Genomic DNA, 18726 nt, shown 5'->3' on the forward strand with positions numbered 1-18726 from the left:
TACTAGCGTACCATGTGTATGGACACGACCTCTTTCAGATGCAAAAACCATGAATACTTCCAAGGCTGAATACGGCCTGCTGGCTTCCACCCGTTATGTTCCGCGCTTGCGCCTGGAGCGCTCTGAAGTGCTGGCGCAGCACCGCTGGATGGCGCCCGGCCTGCGGTCCCTGGCCAAAGGCCAGCGCTCCATGGCGAGCTGGGACGAAGACACTGTCACCATGGCCGTCGAGACCGGGCGCATGCTGCAAGCGGCAGTCCCGCATATGGCGGTGACGGAGTTGACGTTTGCGTCCACCAGCTTTCCCTTTGCCGACCGCTTGAACGCAGGCATCGTTGCCGCCGCCATGGGCCTGGCATCGCGTGCCGGTGTACGTGACGTGGCCTCCAGCGCGCGCGCTGCTTGCACCGAGCTGGGTGCCATGCTGCGCCGCCCAGAGGCGGGCACAACCCACTTGCTTCTGGCCGCAGAGCGCCGCATTGGCCGCCCCGCCAGCACCCAGGAACTGATCTTGGGCGACGGTGCGGCCGGTGTTCTGGTGGGCACCGGAGCCGCCATTGCGACCTTGGTGGCCAGTCAGAGCACGCACGCCGATCTGGTGGACCATTTCCGCCAGACCGGTGCGCTGTACGACTATGGTTGGGAGGAGCGCTGGGTCCGTGACGAGGGTTATATGAAGATTGCCGTCGATACGATACGCGGCTGTCTGAAAGATGCCGGTGTGGAGGCTGCGGATGTGGCCCACTTCGTGATGCCCACGCCACTGGCCCGCGTGAACGACCTGGTGGCCAAGCGCATTGGTTTTGCCTCCGCAGTTGTGGTTTCTTCCGAGCACGAGACGGTGGGTGACTTGGGTAGCGCGCAGCCTCTGGCCATGCTGGACATTGCCCTGCGTGCGGCTGCACCCGATGCTCTGATTTTGGTGGTGGCTTTTGGCAGTGGCTGCGAGGCGCTGCTGCTGCGCCGTACCGGCGTGCCCTGCCCGGGCACGGTGCCGGATGCGGGCCGCAAGGAAACCAGCTACATGAAGTACCTTTCCTTCACCGGCCAGATTGCGTTGGAATGGGGCATGCGTGCCGAGATGGACAACAAGACCGCGCTGACCGCCGCCTGGCGCGACCAGGCTCGGGCCGCGCACTTTGAGGGCGGACGCTGCACAGCGTGTGGAACGGTTCAGTTCCCCAGCGCGCAACTCTGCGTCAACCCCACATGCCGGGCGCAGGATAGCCAGACCCCCTTGAGTCTGGCCGATGTGCCCGCGCAGGTCCTTTCGCACACCAGCGACTATCTGGGCTACACGCCCAACCCGCCATTTCAGTTCGGTCACATCGATTTCGCAGGCGGTGGGCGTGTGATGATGGAGTTTGCCGACACCGACCCGGATGAATTGCGTGTGGGGCTGCCACTGCGCATGGTGTACCGCGTCAAAGACTTCGATGCCAACCGAGGTTTCAGGCGCTATTTTTGGAAGGCCACGCCTGTGCGCGGCGTGGAACAAGGGGCATCACATGGCTGAGGGCATTCGCGACAAGGTCGCCATTCTGGGCATGGGCTGCTCCAAGTTCGGTGAGCGCTGGGATTGCGGTCCCGACGAGCTGATGCTGGAGGCCTTTAACGAGGCGCTGGCGGACGCCGGCATTGACTACCAGCAGATTGATGCGGCCTGGTTTGGTGTTTGCCTGGAAGAGAACAACGTCGGCAAGACCGCAGGCCCGCTCGCCCAGGCCCTGCGCCTGCCGCGCATTGCGGCCACGCGGGTAGAAAACGCCTGTGCCACCGGCACCGAAGCCATGCGTGGCGCGGCCTATGCGGTGGCCTCCGGCGCCTATGACATCGTGCTGGCGCTGGGTGTGGAAAAACTCAAGGACACCGGCTATGGCGGCCTGCCCGCACGTACCCGCGGTGTGGCCAATGACCTGTGGTTGCCCAACACCACCGCACCCGGAGCGTTTGCACAGCTGGCCTCGGCCTATGCCGCCAAATATGGTGTGAACATGACGGACCTGAAGCGCGCCATGGCCCACATCTCGGTGAAAAGCCATGCCAACGGCGCGCTCAACCCCAAGGCCCATTTGCGCAACCCGATCACCGAAGAAGATGTGCTCAAGGCAGCCACCATTGCCGCACCGCTGGGCCTGTATGACTGCTGCGGCGTCAGCGATGGCGCCGCCTGTGCCATCCTCACCACGCCAGAAATCGCCAGGGCCTTGCGGCCCAATGCCCAGCTCGTCAGCATCAAGTCGCTGGAGGTCTCTGTCAGCAACGGCGAAGAAGCCAGCTTTGGCAGCTGGGACGGTGCCCATATTGCCACCGCCCGCGTGGCCGGCGCACGCGCCTATGCCAGCGCCAGGGTCAACGACCCGCGCACGCAAATTCAGATGGCCGAGGTCCATGACTGTTTCTCGGTGACAGAGGCGGTGCTGATGGAAGACCTGGGCTTTAGCCAGCACGGTCGCGTCATTCATGACGTGCTGGACGGCGTGTTCGACCGTGACGGCGCCTTGCCGGTGCAGCCCGATGGCGGCCTCAAGTGCTTTGGTCATCCGATTGGCGCCACCGGCTTGCGCATGGTCTATGAGATCTACCAGCAGATCCATGGTCGAGCCGGCGCGCGCCAACTCAAGAACGTGGACCTGGGCCTGACGCACAACCTGGGCGGTCACCCACACCAGAACGTATCTGCCATTTCCATTGTCGGACGCTTCGGCGCCTGACCCTAGTAGCCCATTACGCTTACTCAACCAAAACCACAGGAGATACCCCATGCGAGGCATCAATAACAAAACGGCTATCGTGACCGGCGCCGGCAGCGGCATAGGCCGCGCCATTGCCGTGCGACTGGCCGAAGAAGGCGCCCAGGTCGGCGTGTTCGACATCAACCCAGTAGGCGCTGCAGAAACCGTGGCCGCCATCACCGCCGCTGGCGGCAAGGCTGTAGCCCAGCTCTGCGACATCACCGACTACAGCGCCGTCAAGGTCGCCGTGACCGCCTTTGAAGCAGCCGTCGGCCCCACCGACATCCTGGTCAACAACGCCGGCTGGGACACGCCCATGCCGTTCCTGAAAACCGACGAAGCGTTCTGGAAAAAAGTGGTGTCCATCAACTACTTTGGCCCGCTGCACATGACCCATGCGGTCGCCCAGGGCATGGCCGAGCGTAAGTCCGGGCGTATCATCAACATCGCCTCCGACGCGGGCCGCGTGGGCTCCTCGGGCGAGGTGGTGTATTCCGGCTGCAAGGGCGCCACCATTGCCTTCGCCAAAGCGCTGGCACGTGAGCTGGCACGCAGCCAGGTGACCATCAACAACGTCTGTCCCGGCCCCACCGACACCCCGGCCATGGATCTGTTCGTGGGAACCGGCGAACAAGGCCAGAAGATTCGTGATTCGATGGTGCGCGGCGTGCCGCTGGGTCGCATTGGCGTGCCCGAAGACTACCCCGGTATCGTGGCCTTCCTGGCCAGCGATGATGCTGCTTTCATGACCGGCCAGACCATCAGTGTCTCAGGCGGCCTGACCATGCACGGCTGATTCGCCGCCACTGCATTTCCCATCCACATCTCCACCACATCCAACCCAAGTCGAGGACCGCATGACCGTATTCAAAGACATTCTTTACGAGGTGGGCACCAATGCCGTGCGCATCACCATCAACCGCCCCGAAGTGTTCAACGCCTTTCGCACGCAAACAATTGAAGAGCTGATTCTGGCGTTTCGCCAGGCCGACGAAGAAAAATCCGTCAACACCGTGATCTTCACGGGTGCAGGTGAAAAGGCTTTCTGCACCGGTGGTGATCAAAAAGTGCACCTGTCGGAAGACGGACTGTATGGACCTCGTGGCATGGTGGGCCTGCCAATTGAAGAAATGCAAAGTGCCATACGCGACTGCCGCAAGGTGGTGATTGCGCGGGTGCAGGGTTTTGCCATTGGCGGAGGCAATGTGTTTGCCACCATCTGCGATCTCACCATTGCGTCCGAGAAGGCGCAATTCGGTCAGGTTGGCCCCAAGGTGGGTTCAGTCGATCCCGGTTTTGGCACCGCCTATCTGGCGCGCATCGTAGGCGAAAAGCGCGCCCGTGAAATGTGGTTTACCTGCCGTCGTTTGCCGGCCCAGGAAGCCTGCGATTGGGGTCTGGTCAATAAAGTGGTACCGCATGATCAACTGGATGCCGAATGTGAAAGCTGGGCTGCGGGCATCAACGAAATGAGTCCGACGGCACTGGCCATTGCCAAGCGTTCGTTCAATGCGGACAGCGAAAATATTCGCGGCATCAGCTTCATGGGTGTGGCCGCCGTCAAGGGCTACTACCAAAGCGAAGAGTCCAAGGAAGGAGTGCGCGCCTTTAACGAGAAGCGCAAACCCGACTTCAAAAAATACGCTGGTTAGAGCGCCAATTCGCAGCCGACAAAAAAAACAGGAGACAAGCACCATGTGGCTTCATTCAGATATCAAATCCTTACCCGACATCGTGCGCCACCATGCCCGCATGACGCCCGACAAGACCGCGCTGATAGAAGGGCGCCGCAAAATGAGTTTTCTGGAGTTGGATCACTCCAGCAATCGCGTGGCGAAGGCGCTGACAGGCAAGGGGGGAACGCCAGAATCGGTGGTGGCCTTCATTGGAAAAAACTCGATTCCGTTTTTCGAAATCATGTTCGGCTGCAGCAAGGCGGGCTGCATTCTGCTGCCCCTGAACTGGCGGCTGGCGGCAGCCGAGCTGGTGCCCATTGTGGACGACGCCCAGCCGGTACTGGTCTTCGTGGACAAGGACTACCTGCCCTTGATGGATGCCGTTCTCCAAGGCGCGGCCCAGCCATTCCAAATTGTGGTGCTTGACACGGCTTCGGCAAGCGACAGCGGCTTGGCCCTGTGGTGCGGTGATGTGCCCAACGAAGATCCCGGCCTGCCCGAAGATCCGCGCTCCCTGGCCTTGCTGATGTACACCTCGGGCACCACCGGTCGGGCCAAGGGGGTGGAGATGACCCACCAGGGGCTGAACTACATGCGCCTGTGCGAAAGCCTGGAGCCCGCCATGCAGTGGCATGCGGACGATGTGCTCTTGATGGTCATGCCCAACTTCCACCTGCTGGGTGCGAGCCTGCCGGTGCAGTCTCTCTACAACGGCTCCACCGTATCCATCCTGTCCGCACTTGAACCCGGCAAGCTGCTGTCGCTGATCGAGAGCGACCGGCCCACCGTGCTGGTGCTGGCTCCCACCGTGATCCAGATGCTGCTGGACCACCCCGCGGCCAAGACCACCGACTTCTCGTCGGTGCGACTCACCATGTACGCCGGTTCTCCCATCAATGCGCAACTGCTCAAGCGCGCCATCCTGGAGATGAAATGCCAGTTCATGCAGTTCTATGGCGCCACCGAAAGCCTGGGTGCCATTACGATTCTGCGGCCGGACCAACATGACCTGGTGCAGGAAAACAAGCTCAAGTCCTGTGGCACCCCCTTGCCATTGATGGAGCTTCGCATAGAGGATGGCATGGGCAATGTGCTGCCGGACGGTGAGATCGGTGAATTCGTGCTGCGTTCGCCGGCCATGTTCAGGGGTTACCGTAACCAACCCGAAGCCACCGCCGCCGTGCTGAACCGGGGCTGGTATCGTACCGGCGACGCTGGCTACCGCGACCAGGATGGCCTGCTCTACATCGTGGACCGGATCAAGGACATGATCGTCAGTGGCGGTGAAAATGTTTATTCCGCCGAGGTGGAGCAGGCGATACAAAAGCACCCATCGGTTGCCATGTCAGCTGTGATTGGCGCCCCGGATGAACGGTGGGGCGAGCGGGTAGTGGCCGTGATAGTGCTGAAGGCCGGATGCACGGCAACTGCTGAAGAAATCAATCTGCATTGCCGCGGCTTGATCGCGGGCTACAAGGTGCCAAAAGAAATTCGTTTTGCCGACTCCCTACCCTTCAGTCCAGCGGGCAAGGTGCTCAAGCGTTTGCTGCGTCAGGCGGCATAGTCAGGAGTGAAGATTTTGAATATGCAAATAGGCAGCCGCCTAGAAGCAGACGGCGTGCTCTTGGCCACCATCGACATGCCCGGTCGCTCAATGAATGTGTTTTCCGTCGAGTTGATGGACGCGCTGGATGCCCTGATGGACCGTGTCGACGCCGACCCGGACGTACGCAGCGTGGTACTCACCTCCGGCAAGTCTGCTTTTCTGGCGGGTGCCGATCTTGTCATGATCCGCGGTTACACGGATAGCGCGCGTAGTCTAAATGCCGACCAGATGGTCGAGCTGTGTGGCCGTCTGGGACGCCAGTTCGTGCGGCTGGAAGCGTCAGAGAAGCCTTGGGTGGCAGCCGTCAACGGGACCGCCTTGGGTGGTGGTTTGGAGTTGGCCATGGCCTGCCGCGCCCGCGTCGTCAGTGACAATCCGCGTGCCTTGTTGGGTTTGCCAGAGGCGCGCTGGGGCCTGTTGCCCGGGGCTGGCGGCACCCAGCGTCTGCCCCGCTTGGTGGGCTTTGAGGCAGGGCTGGAGCTGCTGTTGAGTGCGCGCTCAATGAATCCCACCGAGGCCGTGGAGCGCGGCGTGTTTGCACAGGCCGTGCCCGCGGCTCAATTGCTGGACGCTGCCCGCACCCTGGCACGTAGCCTGCAAGGCCAGCCCTTTGATCCGAAAGCCAAGTTCCCACATTTGGCGCAGACTGATGTGCCCGTGCGCAGCGTCGAGACGGTGCAGGCGCTGGCCCGCCGGTTTGGCGTGAGTGATGCCACCTTCCGTGACTACCCCGCGTACGAGACCATCATCGACTGCGTGCTGCTGGGCGCGCGCCTGCCGCTGGCCGAGGCCAGCGCCATTGAGATGCGCCAGTTTCTGCGCCTGATGTTCAACCCGGTTGCCGGCAATATGGTGCGCTCCTTGTTTCTGCACCGCCAGCGCGTGGACCGCGAATGGGCGGCACCGGCAGACTTGCGCATCGCCCATGTGACACTGGGCCCCTTGTCCACGGAGCACTTGCTGTGGGAGCAGTTGCTTGCCAAGAGCCAGCTGCCACAGCACACCGATATGTCCTTGCCGCCCGGCACTATCAACGTTACGGATTCCCGTGGTGCGTCGCACACCATCCGCGTTGGAACAGTGAACGCAGAGCCGTCCAAAGGAAACGGTGGCGCTGCGCAAGCGCTGTTGTCACCCATAGGCGCTAACGGCTGTGTACTGGAGATCATCAAGGCCAGCGAGCCCGCCGCGCAGGCTTTGGCCGCTCTGGCCGCCGGTCTGGGCGCGGTCCTGCCCTACCGCAGCGGCGATGGCCACAGCGTGCTGCAGCGCCTCGCGACAGCGGGCAATGTATCGCCGGATGCACAGTCCCTGCAAGCCCTGCAGCTACTGGCCAGTGGCGCGGCGCCCCAGGCCGACGCGCTGGATGTGGTGGCCTGTGCGGCGGGCCTGAGCCCGACCTGGAGCGGCGGCCCGCTTACGCATTTGTGGACGCACCGGGAACGATTGACCCCCCAGTTCGATGCCACACTGCGCGCGGCCTGGCCTCGTCTGGAGCCGCACATACGCGTGGCTTGCACATGATCGATCCACGTTTCAAGGGTTACAGCACGGCACCGACCACGGTGCTGGTAGATGCCTGGCGGGTCCAGCTGTTTTGCCAGGCCATTGGTGAGGGCAATCCGGAGCACTGGGACCCGTCCGCAGCCCGCGCGGCAGGCCTGTCCGGTTGCCCGGTCCCACCCACGTTTCTCAAGGCCCTTGAGAGCGAGCACTTCAGCAGCGCCTCACTGTTGCGCGTGCTGATGGTGTCGGTCGGCAAAGTGTTGCATGCCGAGCAAAGCTTTGAATACACCCGGCCGGTGTATGTGGGCGAGGCGGTGGAAATCACCCGCACCATTACCGACCTGTACGATAGGCGCGAGGGAACCATGAGCTTCATCGTCGTTCACACCGATTACCGGGTGAGTGGGCAGGCGGTGGGCAACAGCCTGCAGACCATCATGATCCGCAACCCGGAAGGGGTAAAGACATGAGCGCTCTGCCCTTTCCCACGTCCATTGAACTCAGCTGTGGTCCGGTCACGGCGGTGGATCTGGCGCTGTACGCCGCTGCCTCCGGTGACCTCAACCCCCTGCATCTGGACGACGCGGTGGCCCGCAGCGCCGGTTTTGACCAACCAGTGGTGCATGGCATGCTGAGTATGGCCTATGTGGCTCGTCTATTTACTCAGACTTTTGGCACCACGGTCTTGCTTGCCTTGAACACCCGCTTCATTGGCGTGGCCAAGCGCGGCGACACCATTCTGTTCAGTGCAAAGCTAGAAGAGAGCGCGGGCGCCGGCGCGCAGTACAGTGTGCGTGGCAGGACCGCAACGGGCACCGAGATCGTGTCCGGCAGTGCGCGTGTACGTCATGAACCGAAGACCAGGATGGACGAGGCCGCGCCATGAAACAGCCACTGCGCCATCTCAGTGACGTCATCCGCCCAGGGGATCGTGTTTTTGTTCCGACCATGAGCGCAGAGTCAGCCTTGCTGGCCGAGGAGTTGCATGCCGACCCCGAGCGCGCGTGCGGTGTCAACTTCATGGGAGTGCAGTTCCCGGGCATAGACAGCATCGATTACATCAGCCTGCACCCGGAGTCGAAACTGAGCGCTTTCTTCATGTCCCCGCCCGTGCGCCGTGGCTTGCATGAGCAACGCGCCACCTTGCATGGTCTGGACTATCCTGGCATTGCACACCTGTTGCGTCGGGGCCCACCCGTGGATGTGGCGATTGCCCACGTCAGCCCACCGGATGCCCAGGGCCGCTGCAGCAGCGTGAGCAGTGACTTTCTGCCCCTGGTCTGGCAGCAAGCCAAGCAGCGCATTGCCCATATCAACCCGCTGATGCCGCACACGCAAGGGTCGTTTGGCGTCAACATGCACGAACTCGATGGCTGGGTGGAGGCCGAGCGCCCGTTGTTGAGCTACCAGGAACCGCTGTCCGGGGACATTGATCTGTGCATCGCAAACCATGCTGCCAGTCTGGTGCGCGATGGCGATACCCTGCAGTTCGGCATAGGCACTGTACCGTTGGCCCTGGGTCAGGCGTTGGCGCAACACCGGCGCCTGAAGGTGCACGCAGGCATGGTAACCGCCATCGTGCGACGCCTGCATGTGTCGGGTGTGCTGGATCCGCACGCCCGCATCACCACCGGGGTGGCCTTGGGTGACCTGGATTTTTATGACTTCGTGGCACAGCATCCGCAACTCTGGTTCACCGATGTGGGCCACACCCACAACGTGCAGGCCATCGGCCGCATCCCCCGCTTTGTCGCTGTGAATGCGGCGGTGGAAGTGGATTTATTCGGCCAAGTTAACTCCGAGCGCATGGGCGGCACGCTGCAAGCGGGCGCGGGCGGGTTGCCGGCCTTTGCACAAGGCGCACTGCAGTCTGAAGGCGGACGGCTGTTGATCTGCCTGCGCTCCACGGCCGCCCGTGGCACGGTGTCCCGCATCGTTCCCGCGCTGGGCGCGCAAGGCCTGTGCACCCTGCCAGGCTATATGGCCGACGCCGTGATTACCGAGCACGGTGTCGCCGAATTGCGCGGCTGCAGCCTAGAGCAACGCGCACAGGCACTGATTGGTATTGCCGACCCCATACATCGCGCGGCCTTGCAGACAGCATGGGAGTTGCAATACGCCAGGCTTTGAGGTGTCACACCGAGCGTTAAGGCGAAGCGCCGGGCGCTCGGGCCCGGCACTCCACTCAATCCTGGGCAATGCGAATCAGCCGCTTACCCAGGTTGTCCCCTCGGTACAGACCGGCAATCGCATCCGGCGCGTTTTCGATGCCCTCCAAAATGTCTTCCAGGTAGCGTAGCTTGCCCTCGCGAATCCACTGCGCCAGATCGCGGTAGGCGGCGGCATAGTGTTCGGGATGGTCGAAGATCACAAAGCCCTGCATGCTGGCACGCCTAATCAGCAGGTGGCGCTCCACCCGTGGGCCCGAGGGAACCGGGTCCCAATTGGAGACGGAGGCGGTGCCGCAGACAATCACCCGCGCACCCCGGTTCAGGTGCGTCATTACCGCATCGCTGATAGGGCCGCTGGTGTTGTCGTAATAAATATCCACACGCCCTGCACAGGCATCTGCCAGTTGCCGAGCGAAGTCGGCAGCCTTGTAGTCAAGCGCCACATCAAAGCCGAACTGCTCCAGACACATGTGCCGTTTGGCCTCGCCACCGGTGATGCCAATGGTTCGGCAACCCTGAAGTTTGGCAATCTGGCCGACGCAGGAGCCCACCGAACCAGCGGCGGTCGAGACCACCACCGTCTCCCCCTTTTGCGGGCGACCGATGTGCAGCAGACCATAGTGCGCCGTCACACCGTTGATGCCCAGCACCCCCAGGGCGGTAGAGAGCGGCAGGTCGCGGTCCGCGATTTGGCGCTGGATGGCGTCGGCCTGCACCACGGCGTAGTCCTGCCAGCCAAACAGGCCGGTCACCCGGGCGCCCACTGGCACGGTTGGATCGCGCGAAGCCTCTACCCGCCCGGCGGCAAAAGAGCGCATCACGCCGCCTATGGGCACCGGCTCGCTGTAGTTGCCAACGGCGCTGAGCCAGCCGCGCATGGCCGGTTCCACCGATAAAAAGACATTGCGTACCAGCACCTGGCCGTCTTCCAGGGCGGGCACGGCCTCTTGCGTGATTTCAAAATGTTCGGCTTGCGGGATGGCAAGGGGGCGGCTGCGCAGGCGCACCTGGCGGTTCATGGTAGGGGTCATAGCGGATGGGGATAGAGGTTTCTACTTAGTAGCATGATTGAATACCTATGATATATTACACATGCGTACCATGTACAGGTGAACGCTATAAAATATATCCAACGAGAAGGAGCCTCCCATGGCAGGGCTTTGGTTTAAAGAATTCCGTATTGACCAGACATTCGAGCACGAAATCCGTCGCACGGTCACCGAGACCGACAATATGTGGTTCAGCAACGCTACCTACAACCCGGCGTCCATCCACATCGATGCCGAGTATTGCAAGACCACCGAGTTTGGCCGCCCCCTGGTCAACAGCATTTTCACGCTGGGCCTAGTGATCGGCCTGTCGGTGCAGGACACCACCCTGGGCACCACCGTGGCGAACCTGGGTATGAGTGATGTGCGCTTCACGCACCCGGTGTTTGCCGGTGACACCATACGCTCGCGCACCACCGTCAAGGACTTGCGCGACAGCAAGTCCCGCCCCAATGCCGGCATCGTCACCTTTTTGCACCAGGGCTTTAACCAGCGCGGTGAAGAGGTCTGCACCTGCACGCGCCAGGCCCTGATGCTCAAGCAGGCCGTGGCGTGAAGCTGCGCTCCCTGCTGTTTGTGCCGGCCGATAGCGAGCGCAAGCTCGCCAAAGCCTTGGCCAGCCCGGCCGACGCGCTGATTCTGGATCTGGAAGATGCAGTGGCTGCCAGCCGCAAGGCCGAGGCCCGCAGCGCCGCAGCGGCCTTTGTCACGGCCCAGGCAAGCCAGCTCTGCAGCAAGTTGTTTGTGCGCATCAACCCGCTGGACTCCGGCATGGCCATGTCCGACCTGGCCGCCGTGGTGCTGCCCGGCCTGGCCGGCATCATGCTGCCCAAAACCACTAGCGCGGCCGATGTCATCCATCTGGGCCACTGCCTGGACGCACTGGAGGCGCGCGCCGGAATGGCCCCCGGCAGCGTAGTCATCTTGCCGGTGGCCACCGAGACCGCCGCAGCCATGCTGAATATGCAAAGCTTTGCCGGCCCCGTGCCCCGTCTGGCCGGCATCACCTGGGGAGCCGAAGACCTGTCGGCGGCCATAGGCGCCGTCTCAAACCGAGAAGAAGACGGCCAGCTGTCGCCGCTCTACACCCTGGCCAACTCGCTATGCCTGTGCGCGGCAGCCGCCAGCGGTGCGGCCGCCATTGACACCTTGTATGCCGACTTCCGTGATGACGCAGGTCTGGCTGCATCCTGCCGCGTTTCGCGCAGGCGCGGCTTTCGCGGCCGCATTGCCATCCACCCCGACCAGGTGGAGACCATCAACGCGGCGTTCTCGCCATCCGAGGCGGAACTGGCCCACGCGCGGCGCATCGTTGCCGCCTTCGCGGCAGAGCCCGACGCCGGCACGCTCAGCCTGGACGGCGTGATGCTGGACAAACCCCATTTGACGCAAGCCCTGCGCACCTTGAGCCTGAACGGCTAAGACCTATTTCACGGAGCAACAGAATGGACTTTTCACTCTCGGAAGATCACCGCGCCATACGCGATGGCGTCAGCGCCGTCGTGCGCTCTTTTGATGACGACTACTGGCTGGAGCGCGACGAGGACGGCGCCTTCCCGCGCGAATTCCACAAGGCCATGGCCGACGCCGGCTGGCTGGGCATCACCATGCCCACCGAATACGGCGGTGCAGGCCTGGGCGTGACCGAGGCCTGCATCATGATGCACGAGGTGGGCAGCCATGGCGGCGGCATGGCGGCCACTTCCTCGGTGCACATCAACCTATTTGGGCCGCACCCCATCGTGGTCTTTGGCACACCCGATCAGCGCCAGCGCTGGTTGCCGCGCCTGATAGAAGGCAAGGATCAGTGCTGCTTTGGCTTCACCGAGCCCGACGCCGGCCTGAACACCACTGCCATCAAAACCTTTGCCGAAAAAGTGCCCGGTGGCTATATGGTGTATGGGCAAAAGGTCTGGACCTCGACCGCCCAGGTGGCCAACAAAATCATGCTATTAACGCGCACCACCAAGCTCGAAGACTGCAAGAAGCCTACTGACGGCATCACGATTTTTTATACCGATCTGGACCGCACCAAGATCGAGGTGCGCCGCATCCCCAAGATGGGCCGCAAGGCGGTGGACTCCAATGCCATCTTTATTGACGGCCTGTTCATACCCGATGCCGACCGCATCGGCGAAGAGGGCAAGGGCTTTGGCTACATTCTGCACAGTCTGAACCCCGAGCGCTTGCTGATTGCCTCCGAGGCGGTGGCGATTGGCCAGGACGCGCTGCGCCGCGCCACCCAATATGCCAAGGATCGCGTGGTGTTTGGCCGCCCAATCGGAATGAACCAGGGCATACAGCACCCACTGGCCGAGCGCTGGATGGACCTGGAGGCGGCCTGGGCCATGACCATGAAAGGTGCCTGGTTGTATGACCAGCACCAGCCTTGCGGTGCCGAAGCCAACACAGCCAAATTTCTCGGCGCACGTGCCGGCCATGCGGCGGCCCAGCAGTCGGTCTTCACCATGGGCGGCTTTGGCTATGCCAAGGAATACCACGTGGAGCGCTTGCTGCGCGAAGTCACCGTGACCCGCATCGCCCCCATTACCGAACAGCTGATCTTGTGCTTTATTGCCGAGAAGGTGCTGGGCCTGCCCAAGTCGTACTGAGTACACACCAAGGAATTCCATGTTTAAAAGAACCCTCTTCAACGAAGACCATGACGCCTTTCGCAACACCGTACGCCGCTTCATTGAAAAAGAGATCACCCCTTTCCATGCCCAGTGGGAGGCCGACGGCATCGTGCCGCGCGAACTCTGGCTCAAGGCGGGTGCGGCCGGCATGCTGTGCTGCACCGTGCCTGAGGAATACGGCGGCCTGGGCCTGGACTATTTGTTTGACGTTGTGGTGTTCGAAGAAATGGCCCGCTCGGGTTACACCGGTCCCGGCTTTCTGATCCATTGCGACCTCGTCTCCACCTACGTCAAATCCTTTGGTACCGAGGAACAGCGCAAGACCTGGCTACCCAAAATGGTCGCCGGCGAAGCCATTGGCTCGCTGGGCATGACCGAGCCGCATGCTGGCAGTGACCTCAAGGCCATACGCACCCGTGCCGTGCGTGACGGCGATGACTACCTGATCTCCGGTCAGAAAGTTTTCATCTCCAACGGCCAGCTGTGCGATGTCATCGTGCTGGCCACCAAGACGGACCTCACCGCTGGTGCCAAGGGCGTAACCCTGTTCCTGGTCGATACCAGCTTGCCGGGGTTCCGCCGCGGCAAGAATCTAGAGAAGCTGGGCATGAAGGGGCAGGACACCTCCGAGCTGTTCTTCGATGAGGTACGGGTCCCGGCGTCCGCCATGTTGGGTGAAGAAGGCAAAGGGTTTGAACTGATGATGACCAAGCTGGCGCAAGAACGTTTGGCGCAGGCCATCCGCTCGGCAACGGTTGCCGAAACCGTGGTGGACTACACCGTGGCCTACACCGCCGAACGCAAGGCCTTCGGTCAGACCATTGGAGACTTCCAGAATACCCAGTTCAAGTTGGCCGAGCTGAAGACGGAGGCTGTCATTGGGCGCCAATTCACGGACAAATGCATAGATAACTTCATGAAGGGTGAACTGGACGCCATCGATGCTGCCATGGCCAAGATGTGGCTAAGCAATCTGCATTGCAAGGTAGTGGACGAGTGCTTGCAGCTCTTTGGCGGCTGGGGATACATGTGGGAGTACCCAATCTCCAGAGCCTATGCCGATGCGCGCATTGTCAAGATTGCTGGCGGCTCGATAGAAGTAATGAAGCTCATCATCGGGCGCAAACTTTTTTCGGACTACCGAGCCAACGGACTGGCTAGCCAATAGCCGGTTACCCGCCCCTTTCCCAATCCAAGCCAACTACATACACCTATGGACACACACACTTCAAAAGGCGCCATGCGCGATGACGCATTAAGCGGCAAACGCATTCTGATCACCGGCGGCGGCACCGGCCTGGGCAAGGAGCTGGCGCGCGCCTTCAGCTCCCAAGGTGCGGCCGTGCATATCTGCGGCCGGCGCAAGCAGGTGCTGGACGACACCGTTGCCGAACTGCAGTGCACCGCGGCGCATGGTGGCTCCATCGAGAGCCATATTTGCGACGTGCGCGATGCCGATCAAATCGAAGCCATGGTGGACACCATCTGGCAAGGTGGCCCCTTGACCGGCCTGGTCAACAACGCCGCTGCCAATTTCATTTCGCCTTCCATTGACATCAGCCCGCGCGGCTTTGCTGCCGTGCGCTCTACCGTGATGGACGGAGCTCTGTTTTCCACCCTGGCCTGTGGCCGGCGCTGGATTGAGCAGGGCTTGCCCGGCTCCGTGGTCAGTATGCTGGTGACCTGGGTGTGGACCGGTTCTGCCTATGTGCTGCCATCTGTAATGGCAAAAACTGCAGTGCATGCTATGACCATGTCCTTGGCCGTCGAATGGGGCAAGAATAATATTCGCGTCAACGCGGTGGCACCCGGCCCCTTTCCCACCGAAGGCGCCTGGGAGAAATTGGCCCCTATTCCGAAAGCCAATGTGGGCGCCGCTTCTGCCGATGAAGTACCCATGCAACGCTTTGGCAAGATGACTGAACTGTGCAACTTGCTCACCTTTTTACAAGCTGATGGCTGCGAATACCTGACTGGGCAGAACATTGCCATTGACGGTGGCCACCACCTGGCGGCCCCCAGTACTTTTGCTGCCCTGGGCAAGCTCACACCCGAGGACTGGGCCGAGGCCAAGTCCTTGGTGCGCGGTCGCGCCGAGCAGGAAAAGGCGCAGCGCAGCGCAGGTTGATTCAGAAAAGGGCCGGGCTATACAGCACGGCACCCGCACAACATTCTATTTACGGAGATTTCAATGAAAGTCCTGGTCGCAGTCAAGCGCGTGGTGGACTACAACGTCAAGGTCCGCGTCAAATCGGACAACACGGGTGTAGACATCGCCAACGTCAAAATGAGCATGAACCCCTTTGACGAGATCGCCATTGAAGAGGCCGTGCGCCTGAAAGAAAAAGGCGCCGTCACCGAGATCATCGCCGTCTCCTGTGGCGTCACTCAGTGCCAGGAAACCCTGCGCACCGCCATGGCCATTGGCGCCGACCGTGCCATCCTGGTCCAGACCGACGAAGAACTGCAACCCCTGGCCGTGGCCAAACTGCTCAAAGCCCTGGTGGACAAGGAACAACCCGGCCTCATCATTTTGGGCAAACAAGCCATTGATGACGACTGCAACCAGACCGGTCAGATGCTCGCTGCCCTGTGCGACCTGCCCCAGGCTACTTTCGCCAGCAAAGTCGACGTGGCCGATGGCAAAGTGGTGGTCAAGCGCGAAGTCGACGGGGGACTGGAGACTGTCTCCCTCTCTCTGCCAGCGGTCATCACCACCGATTTGCGCCTGAATGAGCCGCGCTATGTGACGCTGCCCAACATCATGAAGGCCAAGAAAAAGCAGATGGACATCGTCACCCCGGCCGACTTGGGCGTAGACGTGGCCCCGCACCTCAAGACCCTCAAGGTCAGCGAGCCGGCACAACGCAAGGCTGGCATCAAGGTGCCCGATGTCGCCACCCTGGTGGACAAGCTCAGGAACGAAGCCAAAGTAATCTGAACAGGAATTGAAAATGACCTCACTCGTTATTGCTGAACACGACAACGCCACCATCCGCCCGGCCACGCTCAATGTGGTGAGCGCCGCCCTCAAGTGCGGGGGTGACGTGCACGTACTGGTGGCCGGTGCCAACGCCGGTGCCGCTGCTAGCGCGGCGGCCCAAATCGCCGGTGTCGCCAAAGTCCTGCACGCCGACGACGCGTGCCTGGCCCACGGGCTGGCTGAAAACATGGCCGCCCAAGTGCTGGCCATGGCCACCAACTACAGCCACATCCTGTTTGCGGCCACGGCCTCGGGCAAGAACATTGCGCCGCGCGTGGCTGCCAAGCTGGACGTTGCCCAGGTCTCCGACATCACGCAGGTCGACAGTGCGGACACCTTTGAGCGTCCCATCTACGCCGGCAACGCCATCGCCATCGTGCAAAGCCTGGATGCTATTAAGGTCCTCACCGTGCGCACCACCGGGTTCGACCCGGCAGCAGCCTCTGGTGGCGCCGCGGCCATCGAGACCCTGAGCGCGGTGGCGGCCAACGACAAGACCACCTTCATGGGCAGCGAAATTGCCAAGAACGATCGTCCTGAGCTCACCGCAGCCAAGGTCATCGTCTCGGGTGGCCGCGCGTTGGGCTCCAGCGAGAAGTTCATGGAAATCATGACCCCGCTGGCGGACAAGCTCGGTGCGGCCATGGGCGCGTCGCGCGCTGCGGTGGACGCCGGTTATGCGCCCAACGACTGGCAAGTGGGCCAGACCGGCAAGATTGTGGCGCCGCAGCTCTACGTGGCTGTGGGCATTTCGGGCGCCATCCAGCATCTGGCCGGCATGAAGGACTCCAAGGTCATCGTGGCGATCAACAAGGATGCCGAGGCGCCTATCTTCTCCGTTGCCGATTACGGGCTGGAGGCGGACCTGTTTGTGGCGGTGCCTGAGCTGGTTGCTGCGTTGTAGCCCTCATTTTTTGAACCCAACTTTGCACTCAGAGGAAACCCATGTTCCAGCAGAAAAAAGTCATCATTAGCTGCGCGGTCACTGGCGCCATTCATACGCCGTCCATGTCACCATATCTGCCGGTGACGGCTGAGGAAATCGCCGAGGCTTCGATAGCCGCCGCCGAGGCGGGTGCTGCCATCATTCACCTGCATGCGCGTGACCCCGTGACCGGCAAGCCTGACCAGCGACCTGAAGCCTTCACGCCTTTCTTGAAGGAAATCAAGAAACGCTCAGACGCCATCGTCAACCTGACCACCGGCGGCTCGCCCTATATGACGGTGCAGGAACGCATGCAGCCAGCCAAGGTGCTGCGCCCGGAAGTGGCGTCCATGAACATGGGCACCATGAACTTCGGCCTGTTTCCCATGCTGCAGCGCTTCAAGGACTTCAAGCACGACTGGGAGAAGCCTTACCTGGAAGGCAGCAAGGACCTGATTTTCCGCAACACCTATGGCGACCTTGAGACTGTGCTGACCGAGCTGTCCATCAATGAGACGCGCTACGAGTTCGAGTGCTATGACACCTCGCACCTGTACAACCTGGCACACTTCGTCGAGCGCGGCCTGGTGAAGGCGCCCTTCTTTGTGCAAACCGTGTTCGGAATTCTGGGCGGCATAGGCACGCATCCGGACGATGTCATGCACATGAAGCGCACCGCCGATCGCCTGTTTGGCGATAGCTACCGCTGGTCGGTGCTGGGCGCTGGCAGCAGCCAGATGAAGATCGCGGCCATGGCCGCTTCTATGGGCGGCAATGTGCGTGTGGGCCTGGAAGACAGCCTGTGGATTGGCAAAGGCCAGCTCGCCAAGTCCAATGCCGAACAGGTTCTGAAAGTGCGCAGCATTCTGGAGGGACTGGGGCTGGAGATTGCAACACCCGCTGAGGCACGGGAGATTTTGCAGCTCAAGGGTGTGGCCAAGGTCGCGTTTTGAACGCGGCGCACGACCAGGACCAGGACCTGGATCTGCTGAACGCGTCGCTGGAGTTGGCGGTTGCGCAGTGCGAAGACTTGGCGCCCGCCGTCTTCGCTCGCTTCTTTGAGCGCTGTCCCGCAGCCGCCGCCTTGTTCACCGTGCCCGACGCTGCCATGCCGCCTCTGGGTTGCGGCCAGATGGTATTCGAGATCATTTCCCTGCTTCTGGATAGCGCTGCCCGCAAGCCCTATGTGGCCTCGTATATGCACCAAATCGCATGCGAGCACGCCGCCTTCCGCATAGAAGATTCCGCGCACTACACGGAATTGATGGCATCGCTGGTCGATGTGCTGGCCGGTTTGCTGGGACCGCAGTGGACCCCTGCCTACGCCCAAGCCTGGCTTCGCCAATCACGGCGGCTCTTGGAGAGTCTTCCGGCACCAGCCCTACCTGGAAGGCCTGGGACTGGAGATTGCCAAGCCCGCCAGCCGACTTTTTAAACAG

Annotated in this window: 19 protein-coding genes; 18 read left to right on the forward strand and 1 reads right to left on the reverse strand. The window is 61.8% G+C overall.

Annotated features, from left to right (window positions below; all coding sequences use genetic code 11):
* The first annotated feature begins 49 nt into the window (after positions 1-49).
* From AC097N_RS18455 to AC097N_RS18495, 9 genes are all read left to right on the forward strand, one after another.
* The gene (locus AC097N_RS18455) at positions 50-1516 is read left to right on the forward strand and encodes a 3-oxoacyl-[acyl-carrier-protein] synthase III C-terminal domain-containing protein (protein WP_479583533.1); all 1467 of its coding nucleotides are present in this window, start codon (positions 50-52) and stop codon (positions 1514-1516) included.
* Entirely contained in the window at positions 1509-2714 is a 1206-nt protein-coding gene (locus AC097N_RS18460; RefSeq protein WP_479583534.1) for an acetyl-CoA acetyltransferase, read from the forward strand. The genes AC097N_RS18455 and AC097N_RS18460 overlap by 8 nt, the downstream gene beginning before the upstream one ends.
* 49 nt (positions 2715-2763) lie before the next feature.
* The gene (locus tag AC097N_RS18465) at positions 2764-3531 is read left to right on the forward strand and encodes a glucose 1-dehydrogenase (RefSeq protein WP_479583535.1); all 768 of its coding nucleotides are present in this window, start codon (positions 2764-2766) and stop codon (positions 3529-3531) included.
* A 61-nt stretch (positions 3532-3592) separates the two neighbouring features.
* The gene (locus tag AC097N_RS18470; protein ID WP_479583536.1) at positions 3593-4387 is read left to right on the forward strand and encodes an enoyl-CoA hydratase-related protein; all 795 of its coding nucleotides are present in this window, start codon (positions 3593-3595) and stop codon (positions 4385-4387) included.
* A 43-nt stretch (positions 4388-4430) separates the two neighbouring features.
* Positions 4431-5975, forward strand: a complete 1545-nt coding sequence (locus AC097N_RS18475) for a long-chain-fatty-acid--CoA ligase (RefSeq protein ID WP_479583537.1) — start codon at positions 4431-4433, stop codon at positions 5973-5975.
* A gap of 21 nt (positions 5976-5996) precedes the next feature.
* Positions 5997-7541, forward strand: coding sequence for an enoyl-CoA hydratase-related protein (locus AC097N_RS18480; protein WP_479583565.1), 1545 nt, complete (start codon positions 5997-5999; stop codon positions 7539-7541).
* Complete coding sequence (locus AC097N_RS18485; RefSeq protein ID WP_479583538.1) at positions 7538-7993, forward strand: FAS1-like dehydratase domain-containing protein; 456 nt, start codon at positions 7538-7540, stop codon at positions 7991-7993. The genes AC097N_RS18480 and AC097N_RS18485 overlap by 4 nt, the downstream gene beginning before the upstream one ends.
* Positions 7990-8409 carry a MaoC family dehydratase gene (locus AC097N_RS18490; RefSeq protein ID WP_479583539.1) on the forward strand — a complete coding sequence of 140 codons (420 nt, stop codon included), beginning with the start codon at positions 7990-7992 and terminating at the stop codon, positions 8407-8409. The genes AC097N_RS18485 and AC097N_RS18490 overlap by 4 nt, the downstream gene beginning before the upstream one ends.
* Positions 8406-9653: an acetyl-CoA hydrolase/transferase family protein gene (locus AC097N_RS18495; protein WP_479583540.1), complete on the forward strand. Its 1248-nt coding sequence runs from the start codon at positions 8406-8408 to the stop codon at positions 9651-9653. The genes AC097N_RS18490 and AC097N_RS18495 overlap by 4 nt, the downstream gene beginning before the upstream one ends.
* A gap of 55 nt (positions 9654-9708) precedes the next feature.
* Here AC097N_RS18495 and AC097N_RS18500 read toward each other — a convergent pair whose 3' ends face one another.
* Positions 9709-10725: an NADP-dependent oxidoreductase gene (locus AC097N_RS18500; RefSeq protein ID WP_479583541.1), complete on the reverse strand. Its 1017-nt coding sequence runs from the start codon at positions 10723-10725 to the stop codon at positions 9709-9711.
* Positions 10726-10843: 118 nt separating this feature from the next.
* On the opposite strand from AC097N_RS18500, the gene AC097N_RS18505 reads away from it, so the two are divergent.
* The 9 genes from AC097N_RS18505 to AC097N_RS18545 all read left to right on the forward strand — a co-directional run bounded on the left by AC097N_RS18505 (position 10844) and on the right by AC097N_RS18545 (position 18722).
* A complete protein-coding gene (locus AC097N_RS18505; RefSeq protein WP_479583542.1) occupies positions 10844-11299 on the forward strand; it encodes a MaoC family dehydratase in 456 nt (151 codons plus the stop codon).
* Entirely contained in the window at positions 11296-12165 is an 870-nt protein-coding gene (locus tag AC097N_RS18510) for an HpcH/HpaI aldolase/citrate lyase family protein (protein ID WP_479583543.1), read from the forward strand. The genes AC097N_RS18505 and AC097N_RS18510 overlap by 4 nt, the downstream gene beginning before the upstream one ends.
* A gap of 23 nt (positions 12166-12188) precedes the next feature.
* A complete protein-coding gene (locus AC097N_RS18515) occupies positions 12189-13355 on the forward strand; it encodes an acyl-CoA dehydrogenase family protein (protein WP_479583544.1) in 1167 nt (388 codons plus the stop codon).
* Between the two features lie 19 nt (positions 13356-13374).
* Complete coding sequence (locus AC097N_RS18520) at positions 13375-14547, forward strand: acyl-CoA dehydrogenase family protein (RefSeq protein WP_479583545.1); 1173 nt, start codon at positions 13375-13377, stop codon at positions 14545-14547.
* Between the two features lie 45 nt (positions 14548-14592).
* Positions 14593-15507: an SDR family oxidoreductase gene (locus tag AC097N_RS18525; RefSeq protein WP_479583546.1), complete on the forward strand. Its 915-nt coding sequence runs from the start codon at positions 14593-14595 to the stop codon at positions 15505-15507.
* Between the two features lie 63 nt (positions 15508-15570).
* Positions 15571-16320, forward strand: coding sequence for an electron transfer flavoprotein subunit beta/FixA family protein (locus AC097N_RS18530; RefSeq protein WP_479583547.1), 750 nt, complete (start codon positions 15571-15573; stop codon positions 16318-16320).
* A 13-nt stretch (positions 16321-16333) separates the two neighbouring features.
* Entirely contained in the window at positions 16334-17266 is a 933-nt protein-coding gene (locus AC097N_RS18535; protein ID WP_479583548.1) for an electron transfer flavoprotein subunit alpha/FixB family protein, read from the forward strand.
* Positions 17267-17307: 41 nt separating this feature from the next.
* Positions 17308-18240 carry a 3,5-dioxohexanoate:acetyl-CoA acetone transferase gene (kce, locus tag AC097N_RS18540; RefSeq protein ID WP_479583549.1) on the forward strand — a complete coding sequence of 311 codons (933 nt, stop codon included), beginning with the start codon at positions 17308-17310 and terminating at the stop codon, positions 18238-18240.
* Positions 18237-18722: a globin gene (locus tag AC097N_RS18545; protein WP_479583550.1), complete on the forward strand. Its 486-nt coding sequence runs from the start codon at positions 18237-18239 to the stop codon at positions 18720-18722. Before kce ends, AC097N_RS18545 begins: the two co-directional genes overlap by 4 nt.
* Positions 18723-18726: the final 4 nt, after the last annotated feature.

The organism is Rhodoferax sp. LS1R11, assembly GCF_056521395.1.